We start from the raw sequence: 16,202 nt of genomic DNA, 5'->3' as shown, positions 1-16,202 counted from the left end.
GGTCGGGATACCCACGAGAATGCGCGCATGACTTTGAACAGCTTCGACCTCGAGATCCTCCGCCACAAGACGGTCGCCGCCGCCGAGGAGATGGGGCTCACCCTGCTCCGCTCCGCCCGCACGATCTACGTCCGAGAGGTGGCGGACTTCGCCACCGCGCTTGTCGGGCTGGACGGCAAACCCTTCGCCTACCCTTCCGATCTCGGCCTGTCCGCCTTCGTCGATCTGGACCTGAAACCGACGCTGGAGCGCACCGGCCCGCTGAGGGAGGGGGACGTGATCCTGTCGAACCTTCCCTACGCCAACGGCGGCCTCTCCACCCACCTGCCGGACCTCCAGCTCGTCCGCCCGATCTTCGTGGGCGGCGAACTCATCGCCTACGGATGGGCGATGGCGCACACGTCGGACATCGGCGGCGGCGTGCCCTCCTCCATTTCCCCGCGGTTCTCGGACGTCTACCAGGAAGGCCTGCAGCTGCCCCCCGTGCGGCTGATGAAGGAGGGCCGGATGGACGAGGACCTCCTCGCCGTCTACCTCGCCAACTGCCGCTCGCCGGAGACCAACCTCGGCGACGTGCGCGCCATGATCGGTGCCCTGGAGGCCGGCGCCCGCCGCCTGACCGAGATCGCCGCCTCGCACGGGACGGAGACGATCCTCTCCTTTCAGACCGCGCTTCGCGATTATGCCGCCGAAAAGGCGAGAGCGGTGCTGCGGCAGATCCCGGACGGCAGCTACGATTTCCAGGACTACCTGGACCATGATTTCGTCTCGAACGTCCCCCTGCGCCTCAAACTGCGCCTCACCGCGCGGGACGGTGCGGTCGACCTCGATTTTGCGGGCACCGATCCGCAGGTCGCCTCCGCCTTCAACCTGCCGACGGCGGGAGAGCGGCATCCCTACCTGACCTTGCGCCTTCTCCAGTTGATCGGAACGGCGGACAAGACGGTGCCGATGAACCACGGAGCGTTGTCCGGCGTCACCACGCAAACGCCGCCCGGCAGCGTCGTGAACCCCGATTACCCCGCCGCATGCGGCGTGCGTCATGCGGTCATGCTGCGGCTGATGGATCTCGTTTCGGGCGCTCTGCTGACCGCCTGCCCCGGCATCGTGCCGGCCGCCGGCGGCGGCACGGTCCTCCCCGTCGTTCTGGCGGAGACGGATGCGACCACCGGCCGCCGGAAATCCGCGGTCATCCAGTCGATCATCGCCGGCGGAGGCGCGCGGGAGGGAGGCGACGGGGTGGACGGGCGCGAGAGCGGCATGTCCAATACCCGCAACTCTCCCATCGAAGCGACCGAAGACGCCGCCCCCGTCCGCGTCGAGCTCTACGGTCTGCGCCCCGACAGCGGCGGGCCGGGGCGGTTCCGCGGGGGGCTCGGCCTCGTCTATCGCATCCGGATGCTGAAGCCGGACCTTGCCATCCTCGCCCGCGGCCTCGAGCGCTTCCGCTTCGCACCATGGGGCGTCGCCGGGGGACGGTCCGCCCCGCCCTGCCGCGTGATCCTGAATGAAGGCACCAAGCGGGAGCGGGACATCACCCGCATCGACATTCTCCCCGTCGCCGAGGGCGATACGTTGACCTTCATGACGCCGGGCGGCGGCGGCTACGGCGATCCCTTCGCGCGCGATCCCGAGGCCGTGCGCCGGGACGTCGCCCGCGGCTTCGTCTCCGCCGCCTCGGCCGCGCAGGATTACGGCGTGATCCTGACGGCGGCGGGCGATGTGGACGCGAACGCCACCGAGGCTGCCCGCATCGCCGCGCCCGACCGGGCGCATACCGGCTTCGATTTCGGCCCCGAGAGGGATCTGTGGGAAAGCGTGATGGACGACGCGACCGCGACGCGCCTCAACGCCGCCCTCGGCCACCTCCCCGCCAGTGCCCGCACCACGCGCCGCCGCATGATCCTGGAAGCCGCGATCCCCGCTCTTGCGGAAGACACGCTCTCCCTGGCGGACAGTCTTCGCGATCCCGGAGCCGTCCGGTCGCTCCTCCTTGCGCATATCGAAAGCCTCGAAGCCGAACACGGAGCCGCAGCATGACGAGCACGGGACAATGGCGCATCGGCATCGATGTCGGCGGAACGTTCAACGACCTCGTTGCGGAGGATCTCGCGACCGGTCGCCGGGTCTTTCACAAGGAGCCGTCCGTTCCCTCCGACCCCTCCCTCGCCGTACAGCGCGGGATGACGGGGCTCCTCGATGTCGCCGGCCTCGCCCCCGGCGACATCGGCGCAGTGATGCACGGCACGACGCTGGCGCTGAACACGATCCTGCAGCGACAGGGCGCCCGCGTCGCGGCCGTCGTCTCACGCGGCAACCGCCACGTCTTCGAGATCGCCCGCGCCCAGCTTCCCGCTGCCATCGACTTCACCCACGGCCGCGAAGAGCCCCTGGTCCCCGCCGACCGGGTCTTCGAGACGGAGGCCCGGATCGGGGCGGACGGGACCATCGTCGCTCCCGTCGACGACGCCGAGATGGACCGGCTCGCCGAAGACCTGCGGCGCGCAGGGGCAGAAGCGGTCGCCGTGATGCTTCTCAATTCCTACCGCCACCCCGCCCTCGAAGCCGAGATCGCCGAAGCCCTGACCCGGCGCCTGCCAGATCTGCCCGTTGTCGCTTCCGCCGCGATCTGGCCCGAGGCGCGGGAATACGAACGGGGCCTCCTCGCCGCGCTCAACGCCTCGATCCGCCCTCTCATGGGGGTCTATTTCGAGCGCCTGACCTCCCGCCTCGGAGAGCTGGGCATCGATGCACCCCTGTTCATCACGACCAATAACGGCGGCACCGTGAGCCTTCAGACCGCCCTCGATCGCCCCATCGATACGGTCCTGTCGGGGCCCGCCGCCGGCGTCACCGCCGCGATCGACGTCGCGCCTCCCGAAGCAGGCGACAACCTCGTCACCTTCGACATGGGCGGCACTTCGGCGGACATGTCCATCATCGCCGGCCGCGCGCCGGAACTCACGAGCGCGGCGCGGGTCGGGGACTTTCCGATCATGCTTCCGGTCGTTTCCGTCACCGCCATCGGTGCGGGCGGCGGCTCCATACTCTGGCGCGATGCGCAGGGCGTGCTGAAGATCGGCCCGGAAAGCGCCGGCTCCGATCCCGGCCCCATCGCCTACGGGCGCGGCGGGACCCGCCCGACGATCACCGATTGCTACCTCGCCACCGGGATCGTCGATCCCGCCCGGTTCCTCGGCGGGCGCATGGCGCTCGACGGGGCGGCTGCGGCCGCGGGCCTTGCCACGCTCGGCCGTGATCTCGGACTGGAAGGCGACGAGGATGTCGCCGCCCGCGCCGCCCATGCGGGCCTGCGCGTCGCCACCGCGATGATGGGCGTCGACCTCTCCAAGCTTTTGGCGCGCCGGGGGCTCGATCTGCGGGATTTCACCATGGTCGCCTATGGCGGCGCCGGCGCGACCCATGCAACGATGCTGGCGCGGGAGGCGGGCCTTTCCCGCGTTCTCATCCCCCGTGCCCCCGGCACGTTCTGCGCTCTCGGCGCGTCGATCGCCCGGATCCAGAGGGACTTCGTCGCCAGCCTCGGATACCTCCTCGGCACCGGCAAGTCGAATGCCGGACAGCCCGTGAAGGCGGCGCTCGACCGGCTGAGCTCGGAGGCCGCCGCATGGGCGCGCGGCGAGGCCGCGGGCGACGCCGCGGCGCCCCGGATCAGCGCGATGGTCCGTGCCCGCTTTCCCGATCAGGCCTACGATCTCGAACTCGAGTTCGGCGCCGATGCGCTGGCCCTTCAGGACGCGGCGGGGCTGGAGGCGCTGATCCTGGACGCCTTCCACGACCGGCACCACACGCTCTACGGTTTCGAGGATCGCGCCACGCCGGTTCTTGCCGGATTGCTGCGCGTGACGGTCACGATCCCCGCGGAACGGCCCGCCTCACCGCCGCCCACCCCCGCGAAGACCGTCCCGGCGGAAGAGCGCCGCGTCTGGGACGGGGCCTGGCTGGACGCTCAGGTTCTCGATCGCGCCTCGCTTCCGCCCGGCGCCCGCATCACCGGCCCCGCCCTTCTCGAACAGCCCGACACCACGATCTGGATCGTGCCCGGCTGGACGGGCGAGGTCCTGCCGGACGGCAATCTGATGGTCACACAGGAGGCGGGCGACGCTGCGCCCCGCTTGCGCCGGCCCGCAGAACAGGCTTCCTGAAACAAGGCCACTACGAGAAGGACGGGCGCCGATGACGAGGACATCCTTTCCGGAGATCGCTCCGGTGCGCCGCGAGACCGTCCAGTCCCGCATCCATCAGGAACTTAGGACCATGCTCATGGCCGGGCATTTCCAGCCCGGTCAGGCCCTGAAGATCAACGATCTGGCAGCCGCCTTCGGCACCTCTGCCCAGCCGATCCGCGAATCGATCCGGCAACTCGTCGCCGAACGGGCCCTTGATGCCACGGCCAATCGCTCCGCCCGCATCCCCCGTCTCGGTCCCGAACAGCTCGACGATCTGCGGCGCACCCGCCTCGCCCTCGAGGGACTGGCCGCCGAACTCGCCACCGAGCGGGCGACCGAGGACGGGATCGCGGCGCTCAGCCGGATCGTGGACGAGGAGCTCCGCGCCGACGACAAGCGGGACATCGGCACCTCGGTCGCGCATAACCTGAACTTCCACTTCACCATGTACCGGATGTCCGGCTCGGAAATCATTCCGCCGATCATCGAGGGGCTCTGGCTGCGTGTCGGCCCCCATGTGCGCACCGCCGCGGAGATCTTCGATGCGCGGGAGGGCCGTGGCGCGGAGCTTCACGTTCGCTCCATCGAGGCGATGCGCAAGGGCGACGGTCCCGGAACCCGCGCCGCCATCGAGACCGACATCAACCGTTTCTTCGACCTGATCCGGGACATGGCCCCCACTGAGGACTAGCCGCCGGGCGGGGCGCGCTCCGGTCCTGCGGCGCATCTCCTCGCCGCAGGGCGCGCCGCAGGGAACGGCGGGACTACCTCGCCATGATCTGCCGCACGCGGCGGGTCCAGGGATCGTCGGGGTCGCCCGTCCGCAGGTGCGCCTCGAAGTGATCGGCCCCCTCCATCACCATCCCTTCGGCCCGAACGCCGCTCGCCTTCAGCGCCTCCACGAATTGCGGACCCTCTTCGAGCACGTAGGGCTTTTCGTCACCGCCCCAGGCGACGAGGACGGGAATGTCCCGCGGCAGGGGAGAGCGGGCGAGCTCGAGCGGCGAATCGGGAACCTCGGGGCCGATATGGAGCGACGTGTCGGTCTCCAGATCGGTCAGGCGGCGGGCGAAGTTGGCGGACATCGGAAAGCTGCCCTTGATCGCGTCCGCCGGGAGACCGGCCTCGTCCCGCCAGTCATCCCTCTGCACCAGCAGCGCCGCGATCTGGCCGCCGGCCGAATGACCGCCGACGAACAGGCGCTCCGGATCACCGCCGAAGTCGGGGGCGACCTCCTGGGCCTTCTTCACCGCCGCGAAGCAGTCCCGCAGAAGGTCGCGGAACGAGACTTCCGGCGACAGGCGGTAGGAGGCGGAGACGAGGATCGCCGGGAAGGCGGTGATCGCCGGAGCCATGAACCCGCACCATTCCTTGAACCCGTGGGTGAAGTTCCCGCCATGAAAGAAGACGAGGACAGGCAGCCCCGTTCCGCCCTCCTTCGGCGCGTAGACGTCGATGGCCTGCGCCGGATCGTCTCCGAAGGGGATATCGTAGGCCAGGCGGACCGTGTCGGCCGCGGCCTCGGACGTTTCGAGAGCGACCTCACCGTAAGCGTCCGCTTTTTCGTTGATTGAAGATTGTGCAGGTAGTTTCTTGAAATTGTTCATTGGATGGGAGGCTCCACGCAGGTTTGGTTCAAATACGAAGTTTTTGTTGACTTCGAGGTATGGCGCTCGAAGACTGACACGATCTGATCAAATATCACAAACAAAAAACACCACAGGGAAACCGAACGCTCATGACCAACGCTCTTCTCTCTCGAACGGCCCTGGCCGCGATTTTCCTGGCCGGCTTCTCAGCCGCCGGATCGGCACAGGATCTGTCCATCGCACTCGCCGACGATCCCGATGCGCTCGATCCGGTGACGAACCGCACCCATGTCGGGATCACCGTGATGGGCGTCATGTGCGACGGCCTTCTGACCACCGACGAGGATCTGAACTTCGTCCCGGTGCTCGCCGAAAGCTGGTCGTGGTCCGATGACGGTCTCGCCCTGACGATGAACCTGCGGCAGGGCGTGAGCTTCCAGGACGGTAGTCCGTTCAACGCCGATGCGGTGAAGGCCGGCCTCGAGCGGGCGCTGAACCAGCCCGACTCGCAGCGTGCCGCGGACATTTCCTCCATCTCGAGCGTCGAGGCGCCGGGCGAGTACGAGGTCGTCGTGAACGTCTCCGAGCCCTCGGCGCAACTTCTGTCCAAGTTCGCCGAACGCGTCGGCATCATCTTCTCCCCCACGGCCATCGAGGAAACGGGCGCCGCGGATATCGGCGCCGCCCCGGTCTGCGCCGGTCCCTACGCGTTCGACGAGCGCGTCGCGCAGGACCGGATCGTCGTGACGAAGGTCGAGGATTACTGGAACGCCGACGCCTACGCGTTCGACACCGTGACCTTCCGCGTCATGCCGGACGACTCGGTGCGCCTTGCGAACCTGCAATCGGGCGACGTGGACATCATGGAGAAGCTCGACCCGTCGAATGTCGACGTGGTGGAGCAGGATCCGAACATCACCGTCGAGCCGGTCGCCGTGATGAACAATCAGGCGCTGATGTACAATCTGGAGCAGGACGGCCCCTTCGCGAGCGCCGACGTGCGCAACGCCTTCGAGTTGTCCCTTGACCGCAACGCGATCAACCAGGTCGCCTTCGGCGGGCGCTACCTCGCCGGGAACCAGGTCACGCCGCCGAACTCGCAGTACTACGATCCGGCCACTCCGATGCCGGAGCGGGACGTCGAAGGCGCCAAGGCGCTGCTTGAGCAGGCCGGTGTCGAGATGCCCGTCGAGTTCGAGATCCTCGTGCCGAACCGGCCCCTCTCCGTCCGCGTGGCGCAGATGATGCAGGCGATGAGCCAGGAGGCGGGCTTCGCCACCGAACTCAACGTGGTGGACTTCGCGACGACCCTCCAGATGACGGAGGACGGCAACTTCACCGCCTGGGGCCCGATCGGTCCGCAATTCGCGAACGATCCCGATGCTGTCGCCTTCCAGGTGCTGCATTCCACCGGCTCCAGGAACCTCTCGCGCTATTACTCCGACGAGATGGATGCCCTGCTGGAGGAAACGCGCACGCAGACCGATCCGGCGGAACGTGTCGAAGTCTTTCATCAGGTCGCGGCGCTCGCCGCAGCAGATGAACCGGTGACCTATCTCTACCACATGCCGCAGATCTACGCCTACGACAGCGCCATCGAGGGGCTGACCTACACCGGCGACGGCTTCCTGCGCCTTGAAGGCGTGACCCGCGCCGAGTGAGACCCGGAAGACGGGCCGCGCGGACACGTCCCCGCGCGGCCCGTCCCACCGGCCTCGAGCCTCATTTTCCCGAAAGGGCACCATGCTCCGTTTCCTCGCGAACCGCGTCCTCGTCGCGATCCCGACGCTGGTCCTGATCTCGATCATCGTCTTCTCGCTGCAGCAGCTCCTGCCGGGCGATCCCGCCCTCATCATCGGCGGCGGCGAGGCGTCCCCCGAGGTGATCGCGGCCATCCGGGAGGAATACGGCTTCAACGACCCCCTCGTGATCCAGTACTTCCACTGGATCGGCGACATCTTCCGCGGCGATTTCGGCGTGTCCTACCGCACGCGACAGCCCATCGGGCCGATGATCCTCGACAAGATTCCGGTGACCGTGACGCTCGGGGCCGCTGCCATGCTGTTCTCCCTCGTCATCGGCATCCCGCTCGGCATCCTTGCCGCGCTCGGCAAGGGGAAAGGCTGGGACCATGCGGTGACGGTCTTCGCCATGTCCGGCATCTCGATCCCGAACTTCTGGCTCGGCATCATGCTGATCCTGCTCTTCGCGGTGAAGCTGCGCTGGCTGCCGGCGGGGGGCTTCGTGCCCTTCACCGAGGACCCCATCGGCTGCCTGAGGAGCATCGCGATGCCCTCCGTTGTTCTCGGCACCGCCCTCGCCGCGGCGATGATGCGGCACACCCGATCCGCCATGCTGAACATCCTGCAACAGGACTACGTCCGCACCGCCCGCTCCAAGGGGCTCGCCGAGAGAGTCGTAATCGTCCGCCACGCCTTCCTCAATGCGCTGGTCCCGATCATCACGCTGGCGACGCTGCAATTCGGCACGCTTCTCGCCGGCGCCGTGCTGACCGAGCAGGTCTTCTCCATCCCCGGTCTCGGCAAGATGGTGGTCGATAGCGTCTTCAACCGGGAGTACCAGGCCGTGCAGGCGGTCACGCTGCTGTCGGGCGTCGCCTTCGTCGCGATGAACCTGCTCGCCGATATCCTGTACTTCTGGGCCAATCCCAAACTGAGGGCCAACCGATGAGCGTCTCCGTCTCCAGCGCCGGGCCGGGCAAGACCCGCATTCCGCGCCCCGCCCAGAGCCAGTTCGCCCTTACCTTCCGGCGCTTTGTAAGAAATCGCGCGGCGCTGGCCGGGCTGATCATCGTCGGTCTGTTCGCCATACTCGCGATCTTCGCCCCGCTCATCGCACCGCAGGATCCGACCGCGACGGACTGGGGCGCGATCCGCCAATCCCCGTCCCTCGCCCATCTCTTCGGCACGGACGAACTGGGGCGGGACGTCTTCTCGCGCATCCTCTACGGGGCGCGGGCCTCGCTTCTGGCAGGCTTCGTGTCGGTGCTGATCTCCTTCGGCGTCGGCGTGCCGCTCGGCATGGTCGCAGGCTATTTCGGCGGCTTTCTCGACACCGTCATCATGCGGATCGTGGACGCCTTCCTCGCCATCCCCTTCCTGATCCTCGCCATCGCGCTCGCCGCGTTTCTCGGGCCCAGCCTGTCCAACGCGATGATCGCCATCGGGATCTCCTTCGCCCCGGTCTTCGCGCGCCTCGCGCGGGCGCAGACGATGGTGGTGAAAGTGGAGGAGTATATCGAGGCGGCCCGCTCCATCGGCGCGCCGCATTCGGTGATCCTGTCCCGCCATGTCTTCGTGAACATCCTGCCGCCGCTGCTGGTGCAGACGACGCTGGCCATCGCCACGGCCATCATCGCGGAGGCGGCGCTCGGCTTTCTCGGCCTCGGGCAACAGCCTCCGGCGCCGTCCTGGGGCTCCATGCTGGACAATGCGCGCGCCTCGCTCCTGATCGCGCCGACCATGGCGATCTATCCCGGCGTCGCGATCTTCCTCACCGTGCTCGGCTTCAATCTCCTCGGAGACGGCCTGCACGACGCGCTCGATCCCAAGGACTGACCGCCTAGGCGTCCGCCTGCCGCCTCAGCGCGATGAGCGCCCCCACCACGATCACCGCGGTGCCGATCAATGTCGCCGTGGTGGGCACCTCGCCAAGAAGCACGAAAGCGAAGAGCGCGGCGAAGACGGCGCGGGTGAAGTCCACCGGCGCGATCACGGACGCCTCCCCGTAGCGCAGCGCGAGGATCGTCGCGAGGTTTCCGATGAGGCTGAACCCCCCGATGAGAAGAAGGAGCCCGAAGCCCGCCGCATCCGGCGTGTCCCACTCGAGGATGGCCCAGGGCAGGAAGACGAGGACGCCGAGACCTGTCTGGTACATCAGAAGGACGCTGGCCGGCTCGGACCGGGCGAGAACGCGCGTCGTCACCACAGCGATCGCGGAGGCGAAGGCCGAAGAGATCCCGAGGCCGAGGCCGAAGGCGCTCATCGACTCCCCCGTCGGCTGCGCGAGGATCAGGACGCCGCCGAAGCCCAGCGCCACCGCGAAGGCCCTCCGCGGGCCGACCATCTCCCGCAGGACGAGCGCCGCGAGGATCGTGACGAAGAGCGGTTTGCAGAAGGAGAGCGCCGTCGCCTCGGCCACCGGCAGGAACGCGACAGAGGAGACGCCGGTGGATACGCCGATCACCATCATCGCGGAGCGCCACAGATGCGGCGCATGGCGGCGGCCGGGCCGGAAGATGTCGTTCACCTCCCGGGCGTTCAGCAGCCAGACCACCACGCCCTGAACCCCGACCATGAACAGGAGGATCGTGCTCATCGGCACCATCTCCTGCGCCGACTTGATCAGGGTGACCTGCATGGAGAAGACGGCGGCGTTGCCGAGCATCCAGAGCGGCCCGCGCAGATCCGCGCGGGCGCCGGCACCGGTGGCGCTCAAGAGGCCGGAGCGGTCGCGTCGCCCTCCCGCCGCTGCGCCTGGCGCCGCGCAGTGGCGGCTTCGAGCGCGGCGAGACGCCGGGCATAGGCCGTCTCCGGCCCTGCCACGGCGGTGTCCTGCGGCATCTCGAAGGCAGGGATTTCATCGAGGCGGCGGCAGAGGACGCGGTGCCCACCCCCAAGGTCCCGCGCCTCCGGAACGTCGGCCGCGCATTCGGGCGTCGCGAAGGGGCACCGCGTGTGGAAGTGACATCCGGATGGCGGTGTGACCGGCGAGGGCAGGTCTCCCTCGAGGCGCACCTCGCTGGCGACATGGGCCGGATCCGCCACCGGGATCGCGGACAGGAGCGCCTGCGTGTAGGGATGACGGGGCGCGCGATAGAGTTCCTCGGCCGGGGCGATCTCCACGATACGTCCCAGGTACATCACCGCGACCGTATCCGAGATATGCCGCACAACGGTCAGGTCATGCGCGATGACGAGGTAGGCAAGGCCGAGCTCCTCCTGAAGGTCCTTCAGAAGATTGATGACCTGGGCCTGCACCGAGACGTCGAGCGCGGAGACCGGCTCGTCCGCCACGATCAGTCGCGGATTGAGCGAGAGGGCCCGGGCGATCCCGATGCGCTGCCGCTGCCCGCCGGAGAACTCGTGCGGGTAGCGCCGGGCGTGATCGGGGGAGAGGCCCACCATGCGGAGGAGATCGTCGACGCGGGACCGCCGCTCGGCGGCCGTGCCGATCCCGTGGAGCCGCAGCGGCTCGGTCAGGATGTCCCGGATCGTGGCGCGGGGATTGAGGGAGGCGAAGGGGTCCTGGAACACCATCTGCAGATCCCGCCGCGCGCGGCGCATCTCGGAGCGGCCGAACTTCGTCAGATCCCGCCCCTCCAGCAGGACCTCGCCGTCCGTCGGCTCGATCAGTCGCAGCAGAAGCCGGGCGAGGGTGGACTTGCCGCACCCCGATTCGCCGACGATCGACAGGGTCTCCCCTTCCCTGATCTCCAGGTCGATCCGGTCCACCGCCTGCACCACCTTGCCGCCGCCGAGGAAGCCACCGCCGATGGTGAAGTGCTTGCGCAGCGCCTTTGCGCGGAGAAGTACGTCCCCCTTCATGCCCCTGCGTCCTCCCGGATATCCGCACCGCGGCCCTCGTGCTCCGGCATCGGGTGCCAGCAGGCGACGCCGTGACCCTCAGAGACGGTCTCCAGCGGAGGACGTTTGGCTCGGCAGGTCTCTGTGGCGAAGACGCAGCGCGGGTTGAACCGGCAGCCCTCAGGCATCTCGGAGAGCGGCGGAACGGTTCCCTCGATCGTCGCCAGTCGGTCGCGGATGTCCCCGAGGCGCGGAATAGAGGCGAGCAGGCCGAGCGTGTAGGGGTGCTGCGGATCCTCGAAGATCTGGCGGACGGTGCCCGTCTCGACGATCCGCCCCGCATACATCACCGCGACCCGGTCGCCGACCTCGGCCACCACGCCGAGATCGTGGGTGATCATCAGGATGGCCGTCCCCGTCTCCCGGCGGAGGGCGCGCATCAGATCGAGGATCTGCGCCTGAATGGTGACGTCGAGCGCCGTCGTCGGCTCGTCCGCGATCAGGAGTGCCGGCTCGCAGGCCATCGCCATGGCGATCATCACGCGCTGGCGCATCCCACCGGAGAGCTGGTGCGGGTACTGGTCGATCCGCGTTTCGGGCGAGGGTATGCGGACCTCCTTCAGAAGATCGATCACGCGCGCCCGCGCCGCGGAGCGCGTCATGTCGCGGTGGCGCAGGAGCGTCTCGGCGATCTGGTCTCCCACGGTCAGCGAAGGGTTCAGCGAGGTCATCGGCTCCTGGAAGATCATGCCCATCCGGTCCCCGCAGAGGGCGCGGCGCTGCATGCGCGTGAGGCCTGTCAGCTCGCGTCCCTCGAGACGGATCGCGCCGGCGCTGATGTCCCCGCCCTGCCCGATCAGGCCCATGACGGAGAGAGCCGTGACACTCTTGCCGGACCCCGACTCGCCGACGAGGCAGAGCACTTCACCCGGCCTCATCGCGAAATCGACACCATCGACGGCACGCGTTCCGCCGAAGCTCGTCTTGAGGTCGATCACCTCGAGGAGCGGCTTGCCGTCGTCTGATGGAGGAGCGCTCATCTCGTCTTCTCCAGATGGGGCAGCACGGCGAGAAGCGGCTGGACGAGGCTGCGCCCGAAGGCGTGTGCGCGCGCGGGGCACCAGCCGGTCTCGGGCACCGGATGCGCGCTCACGTCCTTGAAGGGTTGCTCCAGCAGCACGGAGAGGGCGTTGGGAAAGGCCGAGCCGACCCAGTTCCACGCCATGCCGAGATCGGGGCTTTCGGGACAGCCGCCGGGATAGGGATGGCCCGGTTCGTAATCGGGGGAAGCCGCCGCCCAGGCCGCCTCGAACGCCTCGAAGGGGGCGCGCCGCTCGGGGCGCCATCCGGGCACGTTTTCCGAGGGCCAGATGAAGTTGCAGTGCAGTTCCTGATCGGCGTGACAGTCGAGGAAGAAATCGAGCCCCCGCGCCTCCATCGCGCTGCGGATCGCGACCACCTCTGGCGCGCGCTCGGGGTCCGGCGTCTCCCATTCGCGGTTGAGATTGGCGCCGGCTGCATTCGTGCGGGTGTGGCCGAGTGCGCTCCCGTCGGGGTTGGCGTTCGGCACGATATTGATCTCGGCGCTCTGGCGGAGGACACGCGCTCCGGCGTCGGCGGGATCGAGGAGCCGCTCCAGCAATCCTTCGAGGAGGAACCCCCCTTGCGTCTCTGACGGATGCTGGCGCGCCACGAGCCAGAGGACGGGCTTTCCCGCATCGGCATCGAAGGTCAGCCGGTCGACGGGGCGCCCCTGGACGGAGCGGCCGATCTCGTCCAGCCGCACGCCCGGATCCGTGAGCGCCCGCGAAATCAGCGCCGCATCCCGCTCGGGCCCGAAGGGGGCGAACTTGGCGATCTGGATGACATCGCGCTCCGGGGTGACCGTGAAGGAGAACGTATCGCCGTCATACTCCGCAGGGACCCGCCTCCACGTGTGGCCGTCCGCGCTGACCAGCGGACCGGTATTCGTCCACTGGTCCTCGTAGCCCTCCCGCCCGGTCAGGCGGCCCGCCTCCGCCTCGCGGCATCCCTCGATCACGAAGCGGCAGGGCACGTCCTTCGCGCCTGAAACGCGGAAATTGTACCAGCCGACAAAGTCCGATCCCGGATCGCCGGGCACGCGCAGGCGGATCGCGGCGGGGTCGGTTGCATCGAGAACGTCAATCCGCCCCGAGGGGATCATGGAGCTGATGGCGATCGTCATGGCGTTACTCCTCCTCTCCGGACAGCGGAACGGCGGTCGTGTCCGCATGGCTGAAGCGGCGGCTGCCGATCCGGGTGATCCGCAGCCGTGTCGGACAGTTGGGGTCAGGGCAGGCGCATTCCGCATCGGTGCTCATCCAGTCGTTCGGATGGGTCCGGCGCTGCTTGGCCGCCAGAAGAGGCATCACCGCCGAGAGGGAGTAGATCGAGAACCCCTGACCCTCCGGCAAATGAAGCATCTCGCCCCGGAGTTCGAAATAGTCGCCCTCCTTGCCGCAATAGATCTGTCCCGGACCGCTTCGCACGATTTCCACGCGAAGATCGAAGAGGTCGAAGGCATCGTCGGCAGTGGTTTCGTCGCTCATCGGGTGTCGGGCTCCGGCTGGACTGTTCGGATAACACGCTCGGCCATCCTGATATCATATCAAATATCAAACTGCAGCATCTGTAAACGCCTTGCGCGAGCGACGCGCCGAGGCGAGCGGTCCCGTCCGGGATATCACGTCAGGGGCCGCACGTGATGCGGCGAAGATGCTGAAAATCGCGGCGCCCGCGAAACGGAAGAGGCGCCTCAGATGAGAACGAAGGACAGCCCGAGGAAACAGAGCGCTGAGAGAAGCGCCGCCGCCGGGACCGTGATCAGCCAGGCGGCAATGATCGTGAGGAAGTGGGAGCGTCGCACCAGCTTGCGCCGCCGCCGCTCCTCCGTCGCGATGCGCCGGGCCGGCGGGCGCGCCTCGTTGATCTGCCGCGCCCGCCGTGCAGCGTGCCATTCACGGAAGAACCCGACCCCGAAGACGCCGCCCACGGCGATATGCGTGGAGCTGACCGGCAGGCCCAGCCAGGACGCCGCGATGACCGTCACCGCCGCCGAGAGGGCGACGCAATAGGCCCGCATCGGATTGAGCTTGGTGATCTGGTTGCCGACCATGTCGATCAGTCGCGGCCCGAACAGGATCAGCCCGACCGAGATGCCGACCGCCCCGATCACCATGACCCAGATCGGGATCGCCACCTCGGCCGCCGCGCCGCCGGTCTGTTGCGCGTAGACGATGGCCGCGAGGGGGCCGACGGCATTGGCCACATCGTTCGCTCCGTGCGCGAAGGACAGAAGAGCGGCGGACAGGATGAGCGGAACACGGAAGAGCACCTTCAGGGAGCGGTTCCGGTTCTCGAGCCCGCGCGCCTGCCGCCGCACCAGGGGAACGGAAATGGCGCCGAAGACCACACCGGCGGCTCCGCCGATCAGGAGCGCGGCCTGCATGTCGATGTCGAAGACGCGCTTCAGCCCCTTGAGCGCCAGGTAGGCGGAGAAGGCCCCCGCCATCAGCCCGATGAGGACCGGCACCCAGCGGCGCGCGGCCTCGATCTTGTCGGGCACGTAGATCACCTTCCACTTCACGAAGGCGAGCATCGCGGCCGCGATGATACCGCCGAGGACCGGGGAGATCACCCAGCTCGCGGCAATGGCGCCCATGGTGGACCAGCTCACGGCCGTCAGCCCCGCAGCGGCGATGCCTGCACCCATCACACCGCCGACGACGGCATGGGTGGTGGAGACGGGCGCGCCGATCACCGTGGCGAGGTTCACCCAGAGCGCGGCGGCGAGAAGCGCGGCAAGCATCGCTGCGACGAAGATGCGTCCGTCCCCGAGCGAGGCCGGCGCGACGATGCCCTTGGAGATCGTGTCCACCACGTCCCCGCCCGCGAGCAGGGCGCCTGCACTTTCGCATATCGCCGCGATCGCGATCGCCCCGGCCATGGAGAGCGCGTGCGCCCCCACCGCGGGCCCCATGTTGTTCGCGACGTCGTTGGCACCGATGTTGAGCGCCATGTAGGCCCCGAACGCCGCCGCGACGACAACGAAAAGCCCTCCCGGCGTCGCCCCGACGATGAGCCCGGCTGCCAGCGCCGCCAGTGCCATGAACAGCAGCGACAGCCCCACGCCGACCAGCGGTCGCGCGGCATACATCGACGCCGCCTCAATCCGGGAAAGCCGGCCGAGGTCCCGGTCGAGCGTCTGCCACTCGTAGCTCGTGCCGCGCTCGCTCAAGAGGAGGGTCCGCCCGGTTCGGTCTGGCCCGGTTCGATCTGGGAGGGGAACGCTGCGAGGATCGCCTTCAGCTCCGGCTCCGTCACCATGCGGGACGCCTGCTCGGGCAGAACCCAGCGCCGTTCGCGTTGTCCTTCTTCGGGGAACTCGTCCATCAGGTGATCTACCTCGATGGCATAGACGTCCACCTCCGTGCGCATCGGCAGTCCGCCGGGGAGGGTCTTGGAATAGCTGTAGCGGCCGATACGGCGGCGCGATCCGGGCAGCGCGCGTACCCCGGCCTCTTCCCATGCTTCCTCCGCGGCCGTCTCACCGCCGCCGAGCCCCGACTTGGGCCACCCCTTCGGCAGGATCCAGCGCCGCGTCTCGCGCGACGTAATCAGCAGGATCTCCCGTCCCGCCGCCCCCGGACGGTGGCACAGCGCCGCCACCTGAAACTGCGCAGGACGCTTCAGGATCGGCGCGATGTAGTCAGTCCAGATCGTGCGGAGCATGGGACACCTCGAGAACAGCCCACGGCGGTTAGCAGAAAAACTGCCGCAGGATCAACGACGGTGCGTTCCGGGTTGTGGAATACGGGCCCGGCAACCGCCTTCGCCCGGGCCGCAGTCAGCCCCGG

14 protein-coding genes are annotated in these 16,202 nt (G+C 68.3%); 6 read left to right on the top strand and 8 right to left on the bottom strand.

Annotated features, from left to right (window positions below):
- The first annotated feature begins 27 nt into the window (after positions 1 to 27).
- From RM543_RS02865 to RM543_RS02855, 3 genes are read left to right on the top strand one after another with little or no spacing between them, the layout of a single operon-like run.
- Positions 28 to 2,040 carry a hydantoinase B/oxoprolinase family protein gene (locus RM543_RS02865; protein WP_311689386.1) on the top strand — a complete coding sequence of 671 codons (2,013 nt, stop codon included), beginning with the start codon at positions 28 to 30 and terminating at the stop codon, positions 2,038 to 2,040.
- Positions 2,037 to 4,166, top strand: coding sequence for a hydantoinase/oxoprolinase family protein (locus tag RM543_RS02860; RefSeq protein ID WP_311689385.1), 2,130 nt, complete (start codon positions 2,037 to 2,039; stop codon positions 4,164 to 4,166). Before RM543_RS02865 ends, RM543_RS02860 begins: the two co-directional genes overlap by 4 nt.
- A 31-nt stretch (positions 4,167 to 4,197) precedes the next feature.
- Complete coding sequence (locus tag RM543_RS02855) at positions 4,198 to 4,881, top strand: GntR family transcriptional regulator (protein ID WP_311689384.1); 684 nt, start codon at positions 4,198 to 4,200, stop codon at positions 4,879 to 4,881.
- Positions 4,882 to 4,954: 73 nt separating this feature from the next.
- On the opposite strand, the gene RM543_RS02850 is transcribed toward RM543_RS02855, so the two are convergent.
- Positions 4,955 to 5,797: an alpha/beta hydrolase gene (locus tag RM543_RS02850; protein WP_311689383.1), complete on the bottom strand. Its 843-nt coding sequence runs from the start codon at positions 5,795 to 5,797 to the stop codon at positions 4,955 to 4,957.
- 131 nt (positions 5,798 to 5,928) lie between these two features.
- On the opposite strand from RM543_RS02850, the gene RM543_RS02845 reads away from it, so the two are divergent.
- The 3 genes from RM543_RS02845 (at position 5,929) to RM543_RS02835 (ending at position 9,357) form a co-directional block, all read left to right on the top strand.
- Positions 5,929 to 7,440, top strand: a complete 1,512-nt coding sequence (locus tag RM543_RS02845; protein WP_311689382.1) for an ABC transporter substrate-binding protein — start codon at positions 5,929 to 5,931, stop codon at positions 7,438 to 7,440.
- Between the two features lie 82 nt (positions 7,441 to 7,522).
- Positions 7,523 to 8,470 (top strand): ABC transporter permease, encoded by a 948-nt coding sequence (locus RM543_RS02840; protein ID WP_311689381.1) that lies wholly within the window; start codon positions 7,523 to 7,525, stop codon positions 8,468 to 8,470.
- A complete protein-coding gene (locus RM543_RS02835; protein WP_311689380.1) occupies positions 8,467 to 9,357 on the top strand; it encodes an ABC transporter permease in 891 nt (296 codons plus the stop codon). The genes RM543_RS02840 and RM543_RS02835 overlap by 4 nt, the downstream gene beginning before the upstream one ends.
- Before the next feature lie 4 nt (positions 9,358 to 9,361).
- Here the strand turns inward: RM543_RS02835 and RM543_RS02830 are convergent, their stop codons facing one another.
- The 7 genes from RM543_RS02830 to RM543_RS02800 all read right to left on the bottom strand — a co-directional run bounded on the left by RM543_RS02830 (position 9,362) and on the right by RM543_RS02800 (position 16,077).
- The gene (locus tag RM543_RS02830; RefSeq protein ID WP_311689379.1) at positions 9,362 to 10,237 is read right to left on the bottom strand and encodes a DMT family transporter; all 876 of its coding nucleotides are present in this window, start codon (positions 10,235 to 10,237) and stop codon (positions 9,362 to 9,364) included.
- The gene (locus RM543_RS02825; RefSeq protein WP_311689378.1) at positions 10,234 to 11,346 is read right to left on the bottom strand and encodes an ABC transporter ATP-binding protein; all 1,113 of its coding nucleotides are present in this window, start codon (positions 11,344 to 11,346) and stop codon (positions 10,234 to 10,236) included. Before RM543_RS02825 ends, RM543_RS02830 begins: the two co-directional genes overlap by 4 nt.
- Positions 11,343 to 12,365, bottom strand: coding sequence for an ABC transporter ATP-binding protein (locus RM543_RS02820; RefSeq protein ID WP_311689377.1), 1,023 nt, complete (start codon positions 12,363 to 12,365; stop codon positions 11,343 to 11,345). Before RM543_RS02820 ends, RM543_RS02825 begins: the two co-directional genes overlap by 4 nt.
- Entirely contained in the window at positions 12,362 to 13,531 is a 1,170-nt protein-coding gene (locus tag RM543_RS02815; protein ID WP_311689376.1) for a M14 family metallopeptidase, read from the bottom strand. The genes RM543_RS02820 and RM543_RS02815 overlap by 4 nt, the downstream gene beginning before the upstream one ends.
- A gap of 4 nt (positions 13,532 to 13,535) precedes the next feature.
- Positions 13,536 to 13,895, bottom strand: a complete 360-nt coding sequence (locus tag RM543_RS02810) for a TIGR04076 family protein (protein ID WP_311689375.1) — start codon at positions 13,893 to 13,895, stop codon at positions 13,536 to 13,538.
- Between the two features lie 206 nt (positions 13,896 to 14,101).
- Positions 14,102 to 15,583 (bottom strand): inorganic phosphate transporter, encoded by a 1,482-nt coding sequence (locus RM543_RS02805; protein ID WP_311689374.1) that lies wholly within the window; start codon positions 15,581 to 15,583, stop codon positions 14,102 to 14,104.
- Positions 15,580 to 16,077 (bottom strand): NUDIX hydrolase, encoded by a 498-nt coding sequence (locus RM543_RS02800; protein WP_311689373.1) that lies wholly within the window; start codon positions 16,075 to 16,077, stop codon positions 15,580 to 15,582. Before RM543_RS02800 ends, RM543_RS02805 begins: the two co-directional genes overlap by 4 nt.
- Positions 16,078 to 16,202 lie beyond the last annotated feature (125 nt).

It is taken from the genome of Tropicimonas omnivorans (assembly GCF_031846565.1).
Classification (GTDB): Bacteria; Pseudomonadota; Alphaproteobacteria; order Rhodobacterales; family Rhodobacteraceae; genus Tropicimonas_B; species Tropicimonas_B omnivorans.
The sequence above is the reverse complement of the archived record's forward strand: the minus strand, read 5'-3'. Positions and strand labels throughout refer to the sequence as shown.